This window comes from Streptomyces sp. NPDC000134 (assembly GCF_042899225.1).
In the GTDB taxonomy this organism is placed as follows: Bacteria; Actinomycetota; Actinomycetes; order Streptomycetales; family Streptomycetaceae; genus Streptomyces.
On sequence record NZ_JBIAZN010000010.1, the window covers coordinates 213,349 to 230,511 of the forward strand.

At 73.7% G+C, this 17,163-nt stretch carries 21 protein-coding genes; 5 read left to right on the top strand and 16 right to left on the bottom strand.

Annotation, left to right across the window (positions count from 1 at the left end; translation table 11 throughout):
- Window positions 1-128: 128 nt before the first annotated feature.
- The gene (locus ACFY32_RS17350; protein ID WP_359197085.1) at window positions 129-398 is read right to left on the bottom strand and encodes a DUF6158 family protein; all 270 of its coding nucleotides are present in this window, start codon (window positions 396-398) and stop codon (window positions 129-131) included.
- A gap of 58 nt (window positions 399-456) precedes the next feature.
- Between ACFY32_RS17350 and ACFY32_RS17355 the strand changes: the two genes are divergently transcribed.
- A complete protein-coding gene (locus tag ACFY32_RS17355; protein WP_390674611.1) occupies window positions 457-1,575 on the top strand; it encodes a Vms1/Ankzf1 family peptidyl-tRNA hydrolase in 1,119 nt (372 codons plus the stop codon).
- 117 nt (window positions 1,576-1,692) lie between these two features.
- Here ACFY32_RS17355 and ACFY32_RS17360 read toward each other — a convergent pair whose 3' ends face one another.
- Window positions 1,693-3,312: an ATP-binding cassette domain-containing protein gene (locus tag ACFY32_RS17360; RefSeq protein WP_359197090.1), complete on the bottom strand. Its 1,620-nt coding sequence runs from the start codon at window positions 3,310-3,312 to the stop codon at window positions 1,693-1,695.
- A gap of 95 nt (window positions 3,313-3,407) precedes the next feature.
- Between ACFY32_RS17360 and ACFY32_RS17365 the strand changes: the two genes are divergently transcribed.
- Together ACFY32_RS17365 and ACFY32_RS17370 are read left to right on the top strand one after the other, a co-directional pair.
- Entirely contained in the window at window positions 3,408-4,898 is a 1,491-nt protein-coding gene (locus tag ACFY32_RS17365; RefSeq protein ID WP_390674612.1) for a bifunctional phosphatase PAP2/diacylglycerol kinase family protein, read from the top strand.
- Window positions 4,899-5,013: 115 nt separating this feature from the next.
- Entirely contained in the window at window positions 5,014-5,835 is an 822-nt protein-coding gene (locus ACFY32_RS17370) for a class I SAM-dependent methyltransferase (protein WP_390674613.1), read from the top strand.
- Window positions 5,836-5,903: 68 nt separating this feature from the next.
- Here the strand turns inward: ACFY32_RS17370 and ACFY32_RS17375 are convergent, their stop codons facing one another.
- From ACFY32_RS17375 to ACFY32_RS17430, 12 genes are read right to left on the bottom strand one after another with little or no spacing between them, the layout of a single operon-like run.
- Complete coding sequence (locus tag ACFY32_RS17375; RefSeq protein ID WP_359197098.1) at window positions 5,904-6,188, bottom strand: gas vesicle protein K; 285 nt, start codon at window positions 6,186-6,188, stop codon at window positions 5,904-5,906.
- 1 nt (window position 6,189) lies between these two features.
- Window positions 6,190-6,372, bottom strand: coding sequence for a gas vesicle protein (locus ACFY32_RS17380; RefSeq protein WP_215168427.1), 183 nt, complete (start codon window positions 6,370-6,372; stop codon window positions 6,190-6,192).
- Window positions 6,369-7,160 carry a GvpL/GvpF family gas vesicle protein gene (locus ACFY32_RS17385; protein ID WP_359197102.1) on the bottom strand — a complete coding sequence of 264 codons (792 nt, stop codon included), beginning with the start codon at window positions 7,158-7,160 and terminating at the stop codon, window positions 6,369-6,371. Before ACFY32_RS17385 ends, ACFY32_RS17380 begins: the two co-directional genes overlap by 4 nt.
- Window positions 7,157-7,486, bottom strand: a complete 330-nt coding sequence (locus tag ACFY32_RS17390) for a gas vesicle protein (RefSeq protein ID WP_359197104.1) — start codon at window positions 7,484-7,486, stop codon at window positions 7,157-7,159. Before ACFY32_RS17390 ends, ACFY32_RS17385 begins: the two co-directional genes overlap by 4 nt.
- The gene (locus ACFY32_RS17395) at window positions 7,483-8,715 is read right to left on the bottom strand and encodes an SRPBCC family protein (RefSeq protein ID WP_390674614.1); all 1,233 of its coding nucleotides are present in this window, start codon (window positions 8,713-8,715) and stop codon (window positions 7,483-7,485) included. The genes ACFY32_RS17390 and ACFY32_RS17395 overlap by 4 nt, the downstream gene beginning before the upstream one ends.
- Complete coding sequence (locus ACFY32_RS17400) at window positions 8,715-9,392, bottom strand: DNA primase (RefSeq protein WP_390674615.1); 678 nt, start codon at window positions 9,390-9,392, stop codon at window positions 8,715-8,717. The genes ACFY32_RS17395 and ACFY32_RS17400 overlap by 1 nt, the downstream gene beginning before the upstream one ends.
- A complete protein-coding gene (locus tag ACFY32_RS17405) occupies window positions 9,389-9,652 on the bottom strand; it encodes a gas vesicle protein GvpG (RefSeq protein ID WP_359197112.1) in 264 nt (87 codons plus the stop codon). The genes ACFY32_RS17400 and ACFY32_RS17405 overlap by 4 nt, the downstream gene beginning before the upstream one ends.
- A 4-nt stretch (window positions 9,653-9,656) precedes the next feature.
- A complete protein-coding gene (locus ACFY32_RS17410; protein ID WP_359197115.1) occupies window positions 9,657-10,433 on the bottom strand; it encodes a GvpL/GvpF family gas vesicle protein in 777 nt (258 codons plus the stop codon).
- Window positions 10,430-10,855, bottom strand: coding sequence for a gas vesicle structural protein GvpA (locus tag ACFY32_RS17415; protein ID WP_359197118.1), 426 nt, complete (start codon window positions 10,853-10,855; stop codon window positions 10,430-10,432). The genes ACFY32_RS17410 and ACFY32_RS17415 overlap by 4 nt, the downstream gene beginning before the upstream one ends.
- 48 nt (window positions 10,856-10,903) lie before the next feature.
- Entirely contained in the window at window positions 10,904-11,389 is a 486-nt protein-coding gene (locus ACFY32_RS17420; protein WP_390674616.1) for a gas vesicle protein, read from the bottom strand.
- A gap of 58 nt (window positions 11,390-11,447) precedes the next feature.
- Entirely contained in the window at window positions 11,448-12,383 is a 936-nt protein-coding gene (ligD, locus tag ACFY32_RS17425; RefSeq protein WP_359197121.1) for a non-homologous end-joining DNA ligase, read from the bottom strand.
- Entirely contained in the window at window positions 12,380-14,227 is a 1,848-nt protein-coding gene (locus tag ACFY32_RS17430; RefSeq protein WP_390674617.1) for a transketolase, read from the bottom strand. Before ACFY32_RS17430 ends, ligD begins: the two co-directional genes overlap by 4 nt.
- Before the next feature lie 225 nt (window positions 14,228-14,452).
- Here ACFY32_RS17430 and ACFY32_RS17435 point away from each other — a divergent pair, with 225 nt between their 5' ends.
- Window positions 14,453-15,406: an LLM class F420-dependent oxidoreductase gene (locus ACFY32_RS17435; protein WP_390674618.1), complete on the top strand. Its 954-nt coding sequence runs from the start codon at window positions 14,453-14,455 to the stop codon at window positions 15,404-15,406.
- 71 nt (window positions 15,407-15,477) lie between these two features.
- On the opposite strand, the gene ACFY32_RS17440 is transcribed toward ACFY32_RS17435, so the two are convergent.
- Entirely contained in the window at window positions 15,478-15,945 is a 468-nt protein-coding gene (locus ACFY32_RS17440) for a phage holin family protein (RefSeq protein ID WP_390674619.1), read from the bottom strand.
- Window positions 15,946-16,200: 255 nt separating this feature from the next.
- Between ACFY32_RS17440 and ACFY32_RS17445 the strand changes: the two genes are divergently transcribed.
- Entirely contained in the window at window positions 16,201-16,548 is a 348-nt protein-coding gene (locus tag ACFY32_RS17445; RefSeq protein ID WP_359197133.1) for a VOC family protein, read from the top strand.
- A gap of 41 nt (window positions 16,549-16,589) precedes the next feature.
- Here ACFY32_RS17445 and ACFY32_RS17450 read toward each other — a convergent pair whose 3' ends face one another.
- Complete coding sequence (locus ACFY32_RS17450) at window positions 16,590-17,141, bottom strand: GNAT family N-acetyltransferase (protein WP_390674620.1); 552 nt, start codon at window positions 17,139-17,141, stop codon at window positions 16,590-16,592.
- Between the last annotated feature and the right edge of the window lie 22 nt (window positions 17,142-17,163).

The following is a 17,163-nucleotide window of genomic DNA, read 5'->3' on the forward strand; positions in this document are numbered from 1 at the left end:
CCGTTCTGGTTGCCGCCCCCCCCCCCCGGGGGGGGCCCCCCCGGGGGGGGGGGGGGGGGGGGGGGGGGGGGGGGGGGGGGGCCGGGGGGGGGGGGGGGGGGGCCCCCCCCACTCACGTACTCACACGCTCACGTGCCCGAGGGGGTCGCGGAGTCCCCGCCGGCGCGTTCCCGCGCGCCCTCCCGGGTGCGGCCGGCGGCGACGGGGCGGCGCGGGTTGCGGCGCAGCCACTCGCCCTCCAGTTGCGCCATGCGCTCGTTGTGGGCCCGCAGCGCGTCGTTCGACCCGTACAGCAGCGTGTCGTGACGCGTGCGGTGGATGTTCTCCAGCTCCTTCATGAGCTGCTGGTCGTCCAGGCGGCCCGGGTCCACTCCGGTCGCGCTCTCGTGTTCGTTCATGGCGTCCGGGTACCCGCCCGGTGGACCACCACCCCCGAGCGGCATCCGGGAGGAATCCATGGATCTCGCATTCCTGCACCCCCTCTACGAACATCCGGGCCCCTGGGCCTCTGTCTACGTCGACCTCTCACGGCACGCGGAGGACACCTCCCACGCCCGCCATCTGACGGGGGAGGCGCTGGCCCGGGAACTGGCGGAGCAGGGCGCGGACGAGGCCACCTGCCGAGCCGTGCGGGAGGCCGTGGAGGACCTGCGGCACTCCACCGACCAGCACGGCCGGGTGCTGTTCGCCCGCGCCGGGCAGGTGCTGCTCGACCGGCCGCTGGCCCGCGCCCCGCAGGGCGTCGGCGCCGCGCACTGGGCGCCGCTGCCGCATGTGTCCCCGCTGCTGGAACTGGCCGGCGAGGACCCGGTCTGTGTGGTCGCCTACGTCGACCGCAAGGGCGCCTGCTTCGAGCTGCGCAGCGCGCTGGGCCGCCGGGAGGCGGGCGAGGTGACCGGGCGGCAGTGGCCGGTGCACCGCACCAGCAGCGTCGACTGGTCGGAGCGGCATTTCCAGCTCCGGGTGGAGAACACCTGGGAGCACAACGCGGCGGAGATCGCCGACGCGCTCGCCGGGTGCCAGGAGGAGACCGGCGCCGACCTGCTGATCCTGGTCGGCGACGACCGGGAGCGGCGGGCCGTGCGCGAGCAACTGCCCAAGCACCTGGCGCCCTGTGTGACGGAGGCCTCGCGCGGGGCGGGCAGCCGGCTCCTGGACGACGAGGTGGAACGGCTGCGCGCCGACCATGTGCGGGCGCGGGCCCAGCGGGACCTGGACCGGTTCCTGGCCGCCCGGACCCCCGACGGCGAGGGCCGGGCCGCCGCGGTCGAGGGGGTGCCCGCGCTGGTGGAGGCCGCCCGCGAGCACCGCATCGACGAGCTGCTGGTCATCCCGGACGGGCCGGACACGCACCGCGAGGTGTGGATCGGTGAGGACGCCGACCAGGTGGCGGTGCGCCGGACCGAACTGAAGACGCTCGGCGAGCAGAACTCCTGGTCGGCCCGTGCGGACGACGCCCTGCTGCGCTCGGCGGTGATGACCGGCGCCCCGGCGGTCTCGGTGGTGCCGGCGCTGCCCGAGGGCGGCGAGGACACCCCGGTCGGCGGTCTGGGGGCGCTGCTGCGCTGGCGGTGACCCGGCCGGCGGTGACCCCCGCGCCGCCCGGACCCGGGCCGCCCGGGTCCGCGTCACCCGAACCTGCGTCACCCGAGCCCGCGTCCCCCAGGCCGGCCCCGTCCGGGCCCGCGGCGGTCAGCGGGCCCGGACGACCCGGCGTTCGTCCCAGACCGGTTCCGCGGTCTCGCGGACCCGGCCGTCGCTGCCGAAGACCAGGAAGCGGTCGAAGGAACGGGCGAACCAGCGGTCGTGGGTGACCGCGAGGACCGTGCCGTCGAAGGACTCCAGGCCCTCCTGGAGCGCCTCGGCGGACTCCAGGTCGAGGTTGTCGGTGGGCTCGTCCAGCAGCAGCGCGGTGACGCCCTGGACTTCGAGCAGCAGGATCTGGAAGCGGGCCTGCTGGCCGCCGGAGAGGCGGTCGAAGCTCTGCTCGGCCTGCCCGGTCAGCTCGTAGCGGCGCAGCCGGGACATGGCGGCGCCCCGGTCCTGGGCGTGCTCGCGCCACAGGATGTCCAGCAGGGTGCGGCCCCGCAGCTCGGGGTGGGCGTGGGTCTGCGCGAAGTGCCCCGGCACCACGCGCGCCCCCAGCTTGAAGTGCCCGGTGTGCGCCACGTCCTGGCCGGCCAGCAGGCGCAGGAAGTGCGACTTGCCGGAGCCGTTGGAGCCGAGGACGGCGACCCGCTCGCCGTAGAAGACCTCCAGGTCGAAGGGGTGCATCAGGCCGGTCAGTTCCAGGCGCTCGCAGGTGACGGCGCGGACGCCGGTGCGGCCGCCCTTGAGGCGCATGGTGATGTCCTGCTCGCGCGGCGGCTCGGGCGGCGGCCCGGCCTCCTCGAACTTGCGCAGCCGGGTCTGGGCCGCGTGGTACCGGGAGGCCATCTCGTGGCTGACCGACGCGGCCTGCCGCAGCGACAGCACGAGCTTCTTCAACTGGGCGTGCTTCTCGTCCCAGCGGCGGCGCAGCTCCTCGAAGCGGGCGAAGCGCTCGCGCCGGGCCTCGTGGTAGGTGCCGAAGCCGCCGCCGTGCACCCAGGCGTCGGCGCCGGCCGGGCCCGGCTCCAGGGAGACGATCCGCTCGGCGGCGCGGGCCAGCAGTTCCCGGTCGTGGGAGACGAACAGCACGGTCTTGCGGGTCTCGGCGAGCCGCTCCTCCAGCCAGCGCTTGCCGGGCACGTCGAGGTAGTTGTCCGGCTCGTCGAGCAGCAGGACCTCGTCGGTGCCGCGCAGCAGCGCCTCCAGGACCAGGCGTTTCTGCTCGCCGCCGGAGAGGGTGCGCACCTCGCGCCACTGCGCCTTCTCGTACGGCACGCCGAGCGCGGCCGTGGTGCACATGTCCCACAGCGTCTCGGCCTCGTAGCCGCGCGCCTCCGCCCAGTCGGCGAGCGCCTGCGCGTACCCGAGCTGCGCGGCCTCGTCGTCGACGGTGAGCAGGGCGTGCTCGGCGGCGTCGACCGCGCGGGCGGCCTCGCGGACCCGCGGCGGGGCGACGGAGACCAGCAGGTCGCGTACGGTCGTGCCGTCCCGTACCGAGCCGATGAACTGGCGCATCACGCCGAGGCCGCCGCTGACGGTGACGGTGCCCTCGTGCGGCTTCAGCTCGCCGGAGAGCAGGCGCAGCAGGGTGGTCTTCCCGGCGCCGTTGGGCCCGACGAGGGCCATCACGGCGCCTTCCCCCACCCGGAAGGAGACGTCGCCGAGCAGCGTCCTCCCGTCGGGGAGGTGGTATGCGAGGTGCGCTGCTTCGAGGTGGCCCATGGGGGTGATTGTCGGTCCCGGTGAGGCGGCCGGGCAACCGCTTTTGCCCCGGGGTGCCGGGCAGGAACGGGGGCCGGGCGGGTAGGCGGGGAGGCATGAGCCCCGACCTCGACCTCACCGTCCCGATCCCCGGCCCGCATCCCGTCCGCAACGGCTTCCTGCGACTGGACCACCGCCTGTTCGAGGCGGTCGCCGCCCGGCACTGGCCCGGCGGTGACCAGGTCCTGCCCCGGCTGAGCCGCAGCGCCAACCACGGCGTGCTGTGGTTCGCCGCGGCGGCCGGCCTCGCCGTGTCCCGTACGCCCCGGGCCCGCCGGGCCGCCGCACGCGGACTGGCCTCGCTGAGCCTGGCCTCGCTGACCATCAACACCCTCGGCAAGCGCACCGTCCGCCGTCCCCGGCCGGAGCTGGACCCGGTGCCGCTGGTCCGGCAGCTCAAGCGGCAGCCGATCACCACCTCCTTCCCGTCCGGGCACGCCGCCTCGGCCGCCGCGTTCGCCACCGGCGTCGCCCTGGAGTCCCCGGCGTGGGGCGCGGCCGTCGCGCCGCTGGCCGCCGCGGTCGCCCTCTCCCGGGTCTACACCGGCGTGCACTTCCCGAGCGACGTGGTGGCCGGGGCGGCCCTCGGCGCGGGTGCCGCGTTCGCCGTGCGGGGTCTGGTGCCGACCCGTGCCCAGCTCGTCCCGCCCGCCCGGCCGCGCGCCGAGCTGCCCGCGCTGCCCGAGGGCGACGGTCTGGTGATGGTCGCCAACACCGGCTCGGGCACCTCGGACAGGGTGCGGGCGCTGTGCGACGCGCTGCCCCGGGCCGAGGTGATCGAGTGCGAGCCGGCCGACGTGCGCGCGGAGCTGGAGAAGGCCGCGGGCCGGGCCCGGGTGCTCGGCGTGTGCGGCGGCGACGGCACGGTGAACGCCGCCGCCGGGGTCGCCCTGCGCCACCGGCTGCCGCTGGCGGTGCTGCCCGGCGGCACGCTCAACCACTTCGCCTACGACCTCGGCGTGGAGGACGTGCGGACGCTGTGCCGGGCGTTGGAGCAGGGCGAGGGCGTCCGGGTGGACGTGGGCCGGTTCGTCTCGGGCGGTCAGGAAGGCGTCTTCCTGAACACCTTCAGCCTGGGCGTCTACGCCGAGCTGGTGCGCCAGCGGGAGCTGTGGTCGCCGCGGATCGGCGCCTGGCCGGCCGGGGTGCTGGCGGCGGTCCGGGTGCTGCGCGCCGACCGGCATCCCCTGGAGGCGCGGGTGCGGGGCCGCCGGCGCCCGCTGTGGATGCTGTTCGCGGGCAACGGGACGTACCACCGCATGGGGCTGGCTCCGGGCCGGCGGCTGGACCTGGCCGACGGGCAGTTGGACGTCCGGGTGGTGCACGGCGGGCGGCGGCCCGCGCTGCGGCTGCTCTCCGCCGCGCTGGCCGGACCGCTGACCCGCTCCCCCGCCCACGCCGCCGTCCAGGTCGGCCGGCTGCATCTGACCGGCATCGCGCCGGGCACGCTGATGGCCTACGACGGCGAGATCACCGAGACCGAGGGCGACGTGACGCTGGAGAAGCTGCCCGAGGCGCTCACGGTGTACCGCCCGCTGCCGGACTGACCCGCCGCCACCCCTTCGGCCGTCTCACATGACGAAACACTGGTCTCAGCATGCGGTTGTTCGGCCTACGGTGATCCCAGTCGCCGGAAGGCGAACACCGCAGAGGGGACCAGCGATGCCGAAAACCCGGGAGACCGCCGTCTACACGCACGGACACCACGAGTCCGTGCTCCGCTCGCACACCTGGCGCACCGCCGCCAACTCGGCCGGGTACCTGCTCGGCTCCCTGAAGCCCCACATGAAGATCCTGGACGTCGGCTGCGGCCCGGGGACCATCACCGCCGACCTGGCGGCGCTGGTCCCCGACGGCCATGTCACCGGTGTCGACCGCTCCCCCGACGTCCTGGACCGCGCCCGCGCGACGGCCGCCGGGCGCGGCCTGGTCAACGTCGACTTCGCGGTGGCGGACGCGCATGCCCTGGACTACCCGGACGACACCTTCTGCGTGGTCCACGCCCACCAGGTGCTCCAGCACGTCGGCGACCCGGTGGCGGCGCTGCGCGAGATGCGGCGGGTCACCCGGCCGCGCGGGTTCGTCGCCGTCCGCGACGCCGACTACGGCGGCATGACCTGGTACCCGGCCTCGGCCGGCCTGGACGACTGGGCGGACCTGTACCACCGGGTGGCCCGCGCCAACGGCGGCGAGCCGGACGCCGGGCGCCGGCTGCGGGCATGGGCCCTGGAAGCCGGGTTCACGGACATCACCGCCACCTCCGCGACCTGGACCTTCGCCACGACCGAGGAACGCGCCTGGTGGAGCGGCCTGTGGGCGGACCGCACCCTGGAGCCGGCCTACGCCGGGCAGGCCGTCGCGGGCGGCCACGCCACCCGGGACCGGCTGCGCGCGGTGTCGGCGGCCTGGCGGGAATGGGGCGAGCGGGAGGAGGGCTGGTTCGGCGTGCTGCACGGGGAGATCCTGTGCAGGAAGGACGCCTGACCGGCCCGGTCCGGCCCACCGGTACGGCGCCGGCCCGGTCCGGCCCACCGGTACGGCGGGCCGCCCGGTCAGTTCCGGGGCAGCAGCGGACCGAGCGGCCCGAGGTCCAGGTTCAGGTCCTCGGGCCGCAGCCCGTAGCGCTCGCGCAGTTCGGTCATGCGGTCGTCCAGCAGCATCAGGGTGAGCCCGATGCGCTCCTCCTGCTCCTCGCTGAGGTCGCCCTCGTCGAAGCGGCGCAGCGCCTGGCGCTCCATGAGCTGGCGCAGCAGTTCCACCACGGTCAGCACCAGTTTGATCAGATCGCGCTCGACGGTGTCGGGCTGGAACTCGATACGGCCTCGGTTCTCGCTCATGTCAGTCTTCCCAGGGCGACGGCACATTGGCGTTGACCGAGCTGATCAGCGCGTTCAGATCGATGCGGACCAGATCGACGTCCGCGATCCGCAGGGTGAGGTCGCCGGTGATGACGACCCCGCCGGCCAGCAGCCGGTCGAGCAGGTCCACCAGGGCGATCTCCCGGCGCTCCACGACGGTCACGACATGCCCTCCCCGCCGCCGTCCTCGGCTCCGCCGTTCTCCCCGGCGAAGGAGTAGGCGGCCCAGGGGCCGGTGAGTTCCACCCGGATGCCCTCGGCGTCGTCCTTCGTCCGGTCCACCAGTTCCACGAACTCCTCGGAGTGGTCCCGGGGCACCAGATAGGCGGCGTTGAGGACGTTCCGTCCGGCCGCGCCCGAGAGCGCCGGATTCTGCGGCGCGTGCAGCTTGGCGTCGTCCGCCCGGCCCGACAGCGCCTGGTGCAGCCGGGTGGCGAACTCCTCGGCCCGCTGCCACAGTTCCTCGCCGGCCCGGTTCCGCCGGCGGCGCTGGAGCAGGTACTCCCGGCCCGAGGCGGGCTTGGCGGGCGGAGCCTGCGCCGACTGCTCCTCGGCGCTGTCCACGTACACCTTGACGCCCCACTCGACGCGGCCTTCGAGCCGCTCCAGGGTGCGCCGGAAGCTCTCCTCGCGCTCCTCCATCATCACCCGCACGCCGCTGTCGTCCCGGAAGACGGTGGCCAGCCGGAGCGGCAGCGGCGTCGTGACGACGGTGAGCGCGTCGATGACCTGCTGGTGCGCGCGGGCGGTCGCGGTCAGCCAGTCCAGGTCCTCCAGATGGGACCGCAGCGGCTCCTCGGCGAAGTCCGCCTCGGGCACATGGCTGACGACGGCGACCAGGCCGCGGTGGGCGAGGAGCCGGGGCGGGTCGCCCGCGACTCCCCCCAACTGGGCCTGGAGGGCCGCGCCGAAGGGGCGGCAGACGGCGTAGACGTACCGCAGTCCGGTCATGGTGTCTCTTCCTTCGGTGCGCGGCCCGACTCCAGCTCGGCCAGGCGCTGGCGCAACTCCTCGTTCTCCCGGGCGAGTTCCTTGTGCCGGGCATTGGTGGAGAGCGCCGGGTCGCTCTCCCACCAGTCGATGCCCATCTCCTTGGCCTTGTCGACGGAGGCGACGATGAGCCGCAGTTTGATGGTGAGCAGTTCGATGTCGAGCAGGTTGATGCGGATGTCGCCCGCGATGACCACGCCCTTGTCCAGCACCCGTTCCAGGATGTCGGCGAGATTGGCGCTCTGTCCCTGTCCGTACGGTTCGGGCAGCCGGCCGGGAGTGGTCATCGGCGGCCTCCGCGCTCGGCGTACTCGTCGTCGTCCCGGTACGCGTAGCCGTCGTCCTCGTCGCCGCCCTTGGCCTGCTCGCCGTCCTCGGCCTCGTCGACGTACTCGCCCTCGGGTTCGTCCTCCTCGTCGTACTCGTCCTCGGGCTCGCCCTCCTCGGCGTCCTCGTCGTACTCGTCCTCGGGCTCGTCGTCGGCGGCCTCCTCCGCCTCGGGCTCCTCCTCGTCGTACTCGTCGCGCTCCTCGTCGTCGTAGGAGGCGTCCGCCTCGTCCTCGGGGTCGTCGTGCTCGCCCTGGACCTCTTGGTCCTCGTCCTCCCGCCCCTCCTGGTCCTCGTGCTGCTCCTGCTCCTCCTGGGCGACCGCGTCCTCGTGGCTGGTGACGACCTCGCCGTCGCGGATCTCGCCGCGCCAGCCGTCGGACGCCTCGCCCTTGAGGGTGATGAACCGGACGTAGTTCTTCAGGTCCAGACGGGCCCGGCGGCCCTGGGCGCGCCAGATGTTGCCGGTCTTCTCGAACAGGCCCTTCGGGTAGTACTCGATGACCAGCAGCACCCGGGTGAGGTTGTCGGCGAGCCGGTGGAAGGAGACCACGCCCTTGGTGGTGCCCTTGGCGCCCTCGGACGTCCAGGCGATCCGGTCGTCGGGTACCTGCTCGGTGGTCTTCGCCTTCCAGCTCCGGTTGGACCAGAACACCTTCATCTGCCAGTCGGAGGTGGTGTCGTCGGCGCGGCTCGCGCTCTTGACGCCCTTGGCGAAGGTGCTGAAGTCCTGGTACTGCGTCCACTGGTCGTAGGCCGTGCGCAGCGGCACGCCGACATCGACGTACTCCAGGATGACGGTCGGCTTCTTGCCGGCGCCGCCCTTGCCCTTGCCCTTGCCGCCGGCGAGGTTCTTCACCGCGCCGACGACGTTGTCCTTCAGGCGGCCCGCGCCCAGTTCCACCGCGCTGCGCACCGGGCTCTTGCCCTCGGCGAGCTTGCGCCCGCCTTCGAGGGCGAGCTTGGCGAAGCCGGGGCTGTTGCCCTCCGCGATGTCGTTGAGCTTGACGGTGGTCTGGCCGAGCTTGCGGCCGACGCCCACCAGCATGCGGGTGGCCTGCGCGGCGAGGTACTCCTGCACCTCCGCCTTGAGCCGGTCGGCGGCCTCGCTGCGGGCGACGTCGGCGAGCGGGTTCTGCTTCGCCGCGCCGCCCGCGGCCTTGGCCGCGCCTCCCAGAGTCCCCGACATCACTCATCGCCACCCTTCGGCGTCCGGCGGCGGGTACCGCGGGCGGTGCCCTGGGCCGTCTTGCGCGCCGACTGCGCCGACTTCGCCGCCGTCCTGCGGGCGGGGGCCTTCTTCGCGGCGGTCTTCCTGGCCGCCGTCCTCTTCGCGGGCGCCTTCTTCTCCGGCTCGTCCGCGTCGTCCCGGCCGCCGCGCCGCCGCGGGCGCCGCTCGGACCGCTCGGCGGCACGGTCCTCGCGCTCGTCGCGCTCGTCGCCGTCGTCCGCGTAGTCCTCGCGGTCGTCACCGTCGTCGTGCTCGTCGTGCTCGTCGTACGCGTCCTCGTCGCGGTCGCCGGAGCCGGTGCCCGGCACCTTCGACGCCACGCCGCTGATCTCGTCGCGGACCTGCGAGGTACGGCCGTGCAGCCGGTCGGCGAACGCCTCGATCCGCCGCTCGACCAGCGCGCCGGTGGCCGCCTTGCCGACGCCCCGCATGTCCTCGCGGAGCTGGTCGCCTATTTCCTTGAACTGCGGGTTGTTCTGCAACTGGGTGGTGACCAGGTCCGCGATGCCGCGCGGCGTCAGGTTCATCTTCTTGCCGGCCACCATGGTGCCCACGGCGACGGCTAGTTTGAGTTTCTTGGTCCGTCCCAGCAGATAGCCGGCCCCTACGGCGAGGCCGAGTCCGACTCGGTTCATGGTGTCGTCCCGTTGCCCGTTCCCGCGCTGTTGCGCGAAGCGATCTCAAGCCGGTCCAGGAGTTCGTCCTCCTGCCGGTCGAACTCCTCCTCCGTGATCTCACCGGCCTCCAACTGTTCCTCCAGGCGGGATAGTTCGGCCCGTACGGTCGCCGGGTCGTAGTAGATCCGCTCGGCCTCCTGGAGTACCTGTCTGACGGCCCAGGCGCTGCCGCGTACCGGGGCGAACGGCAGCAGCAGCACCTCGGAGATCAGGCCCACGTCGTCACCCCGCCCCGGTACCCGCGCCGCCGCCCGCGGCGGTCCCCGCGGGCTCGGCCGGGCCGGGCTCGACGAAGCTGTACGGGGGCAGCGGGCCGTTGACCCGCACCTCCAGGTGCGGCAGCTCCGCGCGGGCACGCTCGACGGCGGCCATGAAGTCCTCGGCCGTGTCACGGCCGACCAGGAAGGAGACGTTGGCGAGCCAGCCGGTGGAGTCGGGGCCGACGCTGACGGCCTCGGCCTCCGGCTCCAGCACGCCGCGCAGGGCGCGGGCGTCCTCGGCCTCGCGGGCCTGGACCGCCGCGGCGACCATCTCGCCGAGCTGGATCTTGGCCTCGTAGCTGCCGCCGCCCGCCTTGCGGTTGGCCTCGGCCAGGGACCGGATCTGCGGGTTCTCGGCCATCACGTGGTGCAGTACGGCCTCTTCCACGTGGTTGGCCTTGATGTTGTACTCCACCCGGCCGTCCAGCGCGCCCAGCCGCTCCTTGTAGTGGTCGGCACGCTCGGCGAGCACGTCCGTGACGGACTTGTCGTCGGTGGCGACGCTGCCGAACCGCATGGGCAGCACGCAGCCGGCCGCGCCCGCCTCGCTGAGCACGTTCTGGTGGGCCAGCAGGTCCTTGCGCTTGGGGCGCAGCCCCTCGGGGGCGTCACTGACGACGGCCGCCAGCTCGCCCTCCTTCAGGATGCGGATCTTGCGGGGCGGATTGCCGACGCCGTCCATGCCCTCGGGAAGCGCGGGGTGGGTGCTCGCGGCGATCCCGTAGACGTAAGTGCTCACTCCTGCTCCTCCTTCCGGCGCGACGCGGCCGACTTGCGGGTCCGCGGCCGGGACTCGCCCTCACCCTCGCCGCGCGCCTGCTGGAAGGCGTCGGAGATGGTCTGGGCGGCGCCGGACAGCGCACCCTTGGACTTGCCGCGCGCCCCGGACTCGGTGATGGAACCGACCAGGTCGGGCAGGCCGGGGTCCTTGCGGGGGCCGGCCTCCAGGTCGAGGCGGTTGCACGCCTCGGCGAAGCGCAGATAGGTGTCGACACTGGCGACGACGACCCGTACGTCGATCTTGAGGATCTCGATGCCTACCAGGGACACCCGCACGAATGCGTCGATGACGAGCCCCCTGTCCAAAACCAGTTCAAGCACGTCGTAGAGGCCGCTGCTGCCGCCTCCGCCGCCGGTCTGCTGTGCCGGTACGACACTCATGCCGGTTGATCCCTCCTTGGGTTGGGTGTGATGTCCGGGCGGGTTCCGCTAGCCGCCGGCCCTGCGTCCGTCGGCCCGTCCCCGCTCGTAGCGGCGTACCCGGCGATAGCCGGTGAGCTGGCCCTGGTGGTCGAGTTCCACCTGGTAGCTGCCCATCAGGCTCATCGTGTCGGGCACCCGCTCGAGTTCGAGGACCTCGACCTCCAGCGCCCAGCCGTCCTCGGTCTGTTCGAAGGACGACACGGACTCGGCGACCATGCCGGTCAGCTCGGCGAGCTGGTCGCGCGCCTGGCGCAGCACCTCCATGGCGCTGGGCCGGCGGTTCGCCCGGGTGTTCCCGGATGTCCTGCCGGAGTCGCCCGTCTTACTCGTCTTGTCGGTGTTCTCGCTGTTCTCGGTGTTCTCGGTGTCGTCCGTGTCCTCGGTGCCTTCGGTGTTGTTCTCGGTCTCGGCCTCCGACTCGTGGGAGTTCCGTGATGTCCGTGAACTGCGCCGCCGGGTCGGTGAATCTGATGTGTTTTTTGTGTTCGACATGGCCACCTCTCCCTTCGTGTGGCCGCACAACTCATGGCCAAACCTCCGCGGGCGAGGTTCAGTGCCCCAGGGCGTCCAGACGCCGGCGGGCCGGGCCCAGCGCACGGGGGCGGCCCATGATTCCGGCCCAGGGGCCGGTGCGGGCCTGTTCCACGGCGTCCGCGATCGTCCAGCGGCGGGCGTTCAGGGCCGGGTCGGCCAACTGGTCCCAGGTGAAGGGGGTGGCCACGGGAGCGCCGGGCCGGGCCCGCACGGTGTAGGGCACGACCGCGGTCTGCGCGTAGGCGTTGCGCTGGATGTCGAGGTAGAGCCGGTCGCCGCGGTCCTTCTTGCGGGCGGCGGTGGTGAACCGGCCGGGGTGGGCGGCGGCGAGGGTCTCGGCGACCGCCCGCGCGAACTCCCGTACCTCGTCGAAGGTCTGCTGTCCGGTGAGCGGCACCACCACGTGCACGCCCTTGGAGCCGGTGGTCATCGGCGCGGAGGGCAGCCGCAGCGTGTCGAGCAGCTCACCGAGGTACGCGGCCGCCTCGCGGACCGGGGCGAAGTCGTCGCCGGCCGGGTCGAGGTCGAAGACCAGGCGGTCGGGCCGGCCGACGCCGCCCGCGCGGTCCGTGCGGGACAGCCAGCGGTGCAGGGTGAGGGCGGCCTGGTCGGCGAGGTAGAGCAGGGTGGGGGTGTCGTCGCAGACGGTGTGGCGGACGGTGCCGCCCTCCTTGGGCAGCTCGACGCGGGTGATCCAGTCCGGGTAGTGGTCCGGTGTGTTCTTCTGCATGAAGACCGGGCCGTCGACGCCGTCCGGGTGCCGCTCCAGCATCAGCGGGCGGCCCCGCAGGTGCGGCAGCATGAACGGGGCGACGGCCCGGTGGTAGTCGACCAGGTCGCCCTTGGTGTACTCCGTGCCCTCCGCGTCCTCGGGGAAGAGGACCTTGTCCGGCCGGTGCACCTCGACGGTGCGCCGGCCGGCCCGCACGGTCCTCGGGGCGTCCGGGCTCACCGCACGACCGCCTCCTCCACCAGCAGCTTGCCGGCCGCCGCGATCGACTCGGCGTCGATGCCCGCGGCGTGCAGTTGCTGGTCGGGCGCGGCCGAGCCCGGCATGGTGCGCACGGCGAGCCGGACCAGCCGGGGCACGGGACCGCCGTCGGCGAAGGCTTCCGCGACGGCGTCGCCGATGCCGCCCTCGGGGTGGTGGTCCTCGACGGTGACCAGGCAGCCGGTCTCCTCGGCGGCCCGGCGCAGGGTGTCCCGGTCGACGGGCTTGACCGAGTACAGGTCGATCACCCGGGCCCTGATGCCCTCGCGGTCCAGGACGTCGGCGGCGGCCAGCGCCTCGGGCACGGTGACACCGGCGGCGACCAGCGTCAGCCGGTCCTCGCCGGAGGAGCGCAGCACCTTGCTGCCGCCCACCGGGAACTCCTCGTCGGGCCCGTAGAGCACCTCGCTGCCGCCGCGCGAGGTCCGCAGATAGCGGATGCCCTCCAGCTCGGCCGCCGCGGCGACCAGCTTGGCGGTCTGGTTGGCGTCGCACGGGTACAGCACGGTCGAGCCGTGCACCGCGCGCATCATCGCCAGGTCCTCCAGGCCCATCTGGCTGGGCCCGTCCTGGCCGATGGCGACGCCCGCGTGGGAGCCGTTCAGGACGATCCCGGAGCCGCTGACGGAGGCCATCCGCACGAAGTCGTACGCCCGGGTCAGGAACGCGGCGAACGTGGAGGCGTACGGCAGCCTGCCGCGGGCCGCCATGCCGACCGCCGTGGCGACCAACTGCTGCTCGGCGATGTAGCACTCGAAGTACCGGTCGGGGTGCTCCTCGGCGAAGTACTCGGCGCGCGTGGAGTCGCCGACCTCGCCGTCCAGGACGACGACGTCGCCGCGGGCGGTGCCGAGCGCGGTGAGCGCCTGGCCGAAGGCGTCGCGGGTGGCGGCCTCCTCGCCCTTCTCCCAGCGGGGCAGCTCGATCCGCCCGGAGGAGACCGAGTGCAGCGAGCGGGCCGAGGGCGGCTCGTGCACGTGCAGGGTGATGCCCCGACGGCCGCCGAGTTCGGCGATGGCGTCGTCGGCGTTCTTCAGCGGTTTGCCGTGCAGGCCCTCGTGGTCCTCGATGTCCGCGACGCCCTTGCCCTTCAGGGTGCGGGCGATGATCGCGGTGGGCTGGCCCCGGGTGGACAGGGCCTCGCCGTAGGCGCGGTCGATGGCGTCCACGTCGTGGCCGTCGATCTCCACCGTGTGCCAGTCGAAGGCGCGGAAGCGGCGGGCGTAGGCGTCGAGGTCGTGGCCGTGCCGGGTCGGGCCGCGCTGGCCGAGCCGGTTGACGTCGACGACGACGGTCAGGTTGTCCAGGTGCTCGTACCCGGCGTGCTCGGCGGCCTCCCAGATCGAGCCCTCGGCCAGCTCGCTGTCCCCGCACAGCACCCATACCCGGTATCCGGTGCGGTCCAGGCGCTGCCCGGCCAGCGCGATGCCGACGCCGACGGGCAGGCCCTGGCCGAGGGAGCCGGTGGCGGTCTCCACCCACGGCAGGCGCTGCGGCGTCGGGTGGCCCTCCAGGCGGCTGCCCAGCTTGCGGAAGGTGAGCAGTTCCTCGTCGTCGACGACACCGGCCGCCTTGTACGCGGCGTACAGCAGCGGTGAGGCGTGTCCCTTGGACAGCACGAAGCGGTCGTTGCCGGGGTGGGCGGGGCGTTCGAAGTCGTAGCGCAGGTGGTGGGCGAGCAGTACGGCCATCAGGTCGGCGGCGGACATCGACGAGGTCGGGTGCCCCGAGCCCGCGGCGGCCGCGGCGCGGACGCTGTCGACGCGCAACTGCTGGGCCAGTTCGACCAGTTCCTCGGTGTTCATGAGTCTCCTTCCGCGGGTACGTCGGTGGAGGGACCGGCACCGCCCCCGGGCGGGCCGGGGTCGTACGGGGGCGGCTCCCGCCTTCTCGCGTACGCGTGAGCCTTCCGCGTCCCCGTGGCCCGTGCGGTCAAACGTGGGCGGACGGGCCGTACCGCCGGTTTCCGGCCTCGCGTGCGGGTACCCGGCCCGGGACCCCGCACGCTCACCTCCCGGAGGCGTCCTCCCATGCCCGAGTACGGCTATTTCCTCTCGTGCGAGCAGTTCGGCCCCGCCGAGCTGATCGAGCAGGCCCGGATGGCCGAGCAGGCCGGTTTCCGGTCGTTGTGGATCTCCGACCACTACCACCCGTGGAACGACGCGCAGGGCCAGAGCCCGTTCGTGTGGTCGGTGATCGGCGCGCTGTCGGAGGCGGTGTCGCTGCCCGTCGAGACGGCGGTGACCTGTCCGACGGTGCGCACGCACCCGGCGGTGGTGGCGCAGGCCGCGGCGACCAGCGCGGTGATGACCGGCGGCCGGTTCCGGCTCGGCGTCGGCTCCGGCGAGGCGCTCAACGAGCACATCGTCGGCGGTGCCTGGCCGCCCGCCCGCGTCCGGCTGGAGATGCTGGAGGAGGCGATCCACGTGATGCGCCGCCTGTTCAGCGGCGAGGAGGTCAGCCACCACGGCAAGCACTACACCGTGGAGAACGCCCGCCTCTACACCGTCCCGGACGAGCCCGTCCCGATCGACGTCTCCGGTTTCGGCCCCGCGGCGACGAAGCTGGCGTCCCGGGTCGGCGACGGCTACATCACGATGATGCCGGACGCCTCGATGGTCGAGCGCTACCGCGCGGACGGCGGCGGCGCGAAGCCGGTCAGCGGCGGGACGAAGGTCTGCTACGACACCGACCGGGAGGCCGCCGTCCGCACGGTGCACCGGCTGTGGGGCAACGAGCTGCTGCCCGGCGAGCTGAGCCAGGTGCTGCCCTCGCCGAAGCACTTCGAACAGGCGCAGACCCTGGTCACCGAGGACATGGTCCGGGAGAACAGGGTCTGCGGCGACGACGTCGACGCGCACGTGGCCGAGCTGAAGCGGTTCGCCGACGCCGGGTTCGACCGGGTGTACGTCAACCAGATCGGCCCCGACCTGCGCGGCTTCTTCGACTTCTACCGGACGGAGGTACTGCCCCGGCTCCAGTAGACCCGCTGGGGCCGGGGCGGCGCCCGGCCGGATCAGCTCCGGTCGTGCGGGGCCTCGGGGTCGACGTCGTCCTAGCGCGGCGCGGCCGGGCCGGTGCCGCCGGGCGCCCCGGTCCCGGCGGAGGCGCCGCCGGGGGCGACGGGCGGCATCGGCGGGTAGGGCATGCCCAGGCCGCTGGGCGGCGTGGCGGGCGCGGTGCCGCCGACCGTCCGGCCCGGGGCGGTCGGCGCGGCGGTGCCGTCGGGGCGGTGCGGCCGGGCGGCGCCGCGCAGCGCGTAGGCGACGGCGGCCAGCAGCGCGGCGGTGATCAGCGCGGCGGCCCAGTCCGGCAGCGCGAGGGCGAGCAGGAGGCCCGCGGCGAGCGCGAGGGCCGCGCCCGCGTAGAGGGCGACGGCGCCGGACGCGGCGTACAGCGTCGCGCGGCGGCGCTGCTTGCGGGTCTGCTCGCGCAGCTCGTCCCGGACGGTCTCGCGGGCCACCTGTGCCAGCTCGTCGACCAGGTGCTTGTCCAGATGCTCCAGATGCTCCAAGCGGTCCATGCCGGGCGGGTACCCGCAACCCGGCGGTCCATGGGCGGCCCGCCCGCCGGGCCAACTAGGGCCTGTCGTTCGGATCAGGTCGCAGGGAATCGGCTGCGCCTGGTCATGCCGGTGAGCGGGGCCTGGTGCGTGCAGATGCAAGGCGGAGGAGGGCGGCAACGCGGAGCGTTGACAACCGACGACAACGCCGCAGGTGCGCGTGCCAGGCCCCGCGTCTGCGGGCTGATCCGAACGACAGGCCCTAGGCTCGCCCGCATGGACATTCTGGGAGCCACACTGCGCGTCTGTGTCGACGACCTGGACAAGGCGATCCCCTTCTACGAGGGAATCGCCGGCGGCCGGGCCCTGCGTTTCGAGCGCGGTGGGGTCCAAGTCGCCGCGATCGGCTGCTTCCTGCTGATGAGCGGGCCCGAGGCCGAGCTGGAGCTGCTGCGCAAGGTCGCCGCGACCATCGCCGTGACGGACGTGGAGGAGGCGGCGCGGGTCCTGGCGGGCCTGGGCGCCGACGTCATCGCGGGCCCGGTGCCGACCCCGGTGGGCCGCAACCTGATCGTCCGTCATCCCGACGGCGTGGTGTACGAGTACGCCGACCGCCGTGCGTGAACCGGTGGCCGGGCGGGGCCGGTCCCCGTCCGGCCACCGGTTCAGACGGCGGTCGTCTCGGCGGTGATCGCCCACCGCATGTGGTCGCGCCAGGCCCCGTCGACGTAGAGCATCTTCGGCGAGAAGCCCTCCAGGCGGAAGCCGCAGGAGCGGGCCAGGGCGATGGACGCGGCGTTGCCGGGCTGGACGTTGATCTCCAGCCGGTGCAGGCGCATCGGCCCGAAGGCGTGGCGGACGACGAGGCCGAGGCCCTCCCGCATCAGCCCGCGGCCCGCCGCGTGGGCGAAGGCGCCGTAGCCGAGGGCCCCGCTGAGGAAGCCGCCCTCGACGATGTTGTTGATGTTGATGAACCCGGCGATCGCGCCGTCGGCGGCCTTCTCGCAGACCAGGAACCCGGCCTTGGTGGGGTCCTCGATCAGCCGCCCCGCGTACCGGGCGTACGCCTGCGCGCTGTCCGGCGGGAAGAGCCAGGGGTGGTGCAGGTCCTTGCTCTCCCGGGCCCGCGCGGTGAACTCGGCGGCGTCCGCGTGGGTGAAGTGACGCAGGCCCGTGCGGGGGCCCTCGGTCAGGTAGCGGGACGGGGTGTGCGGCATCCGGACAGCCTACGCCGGGCGC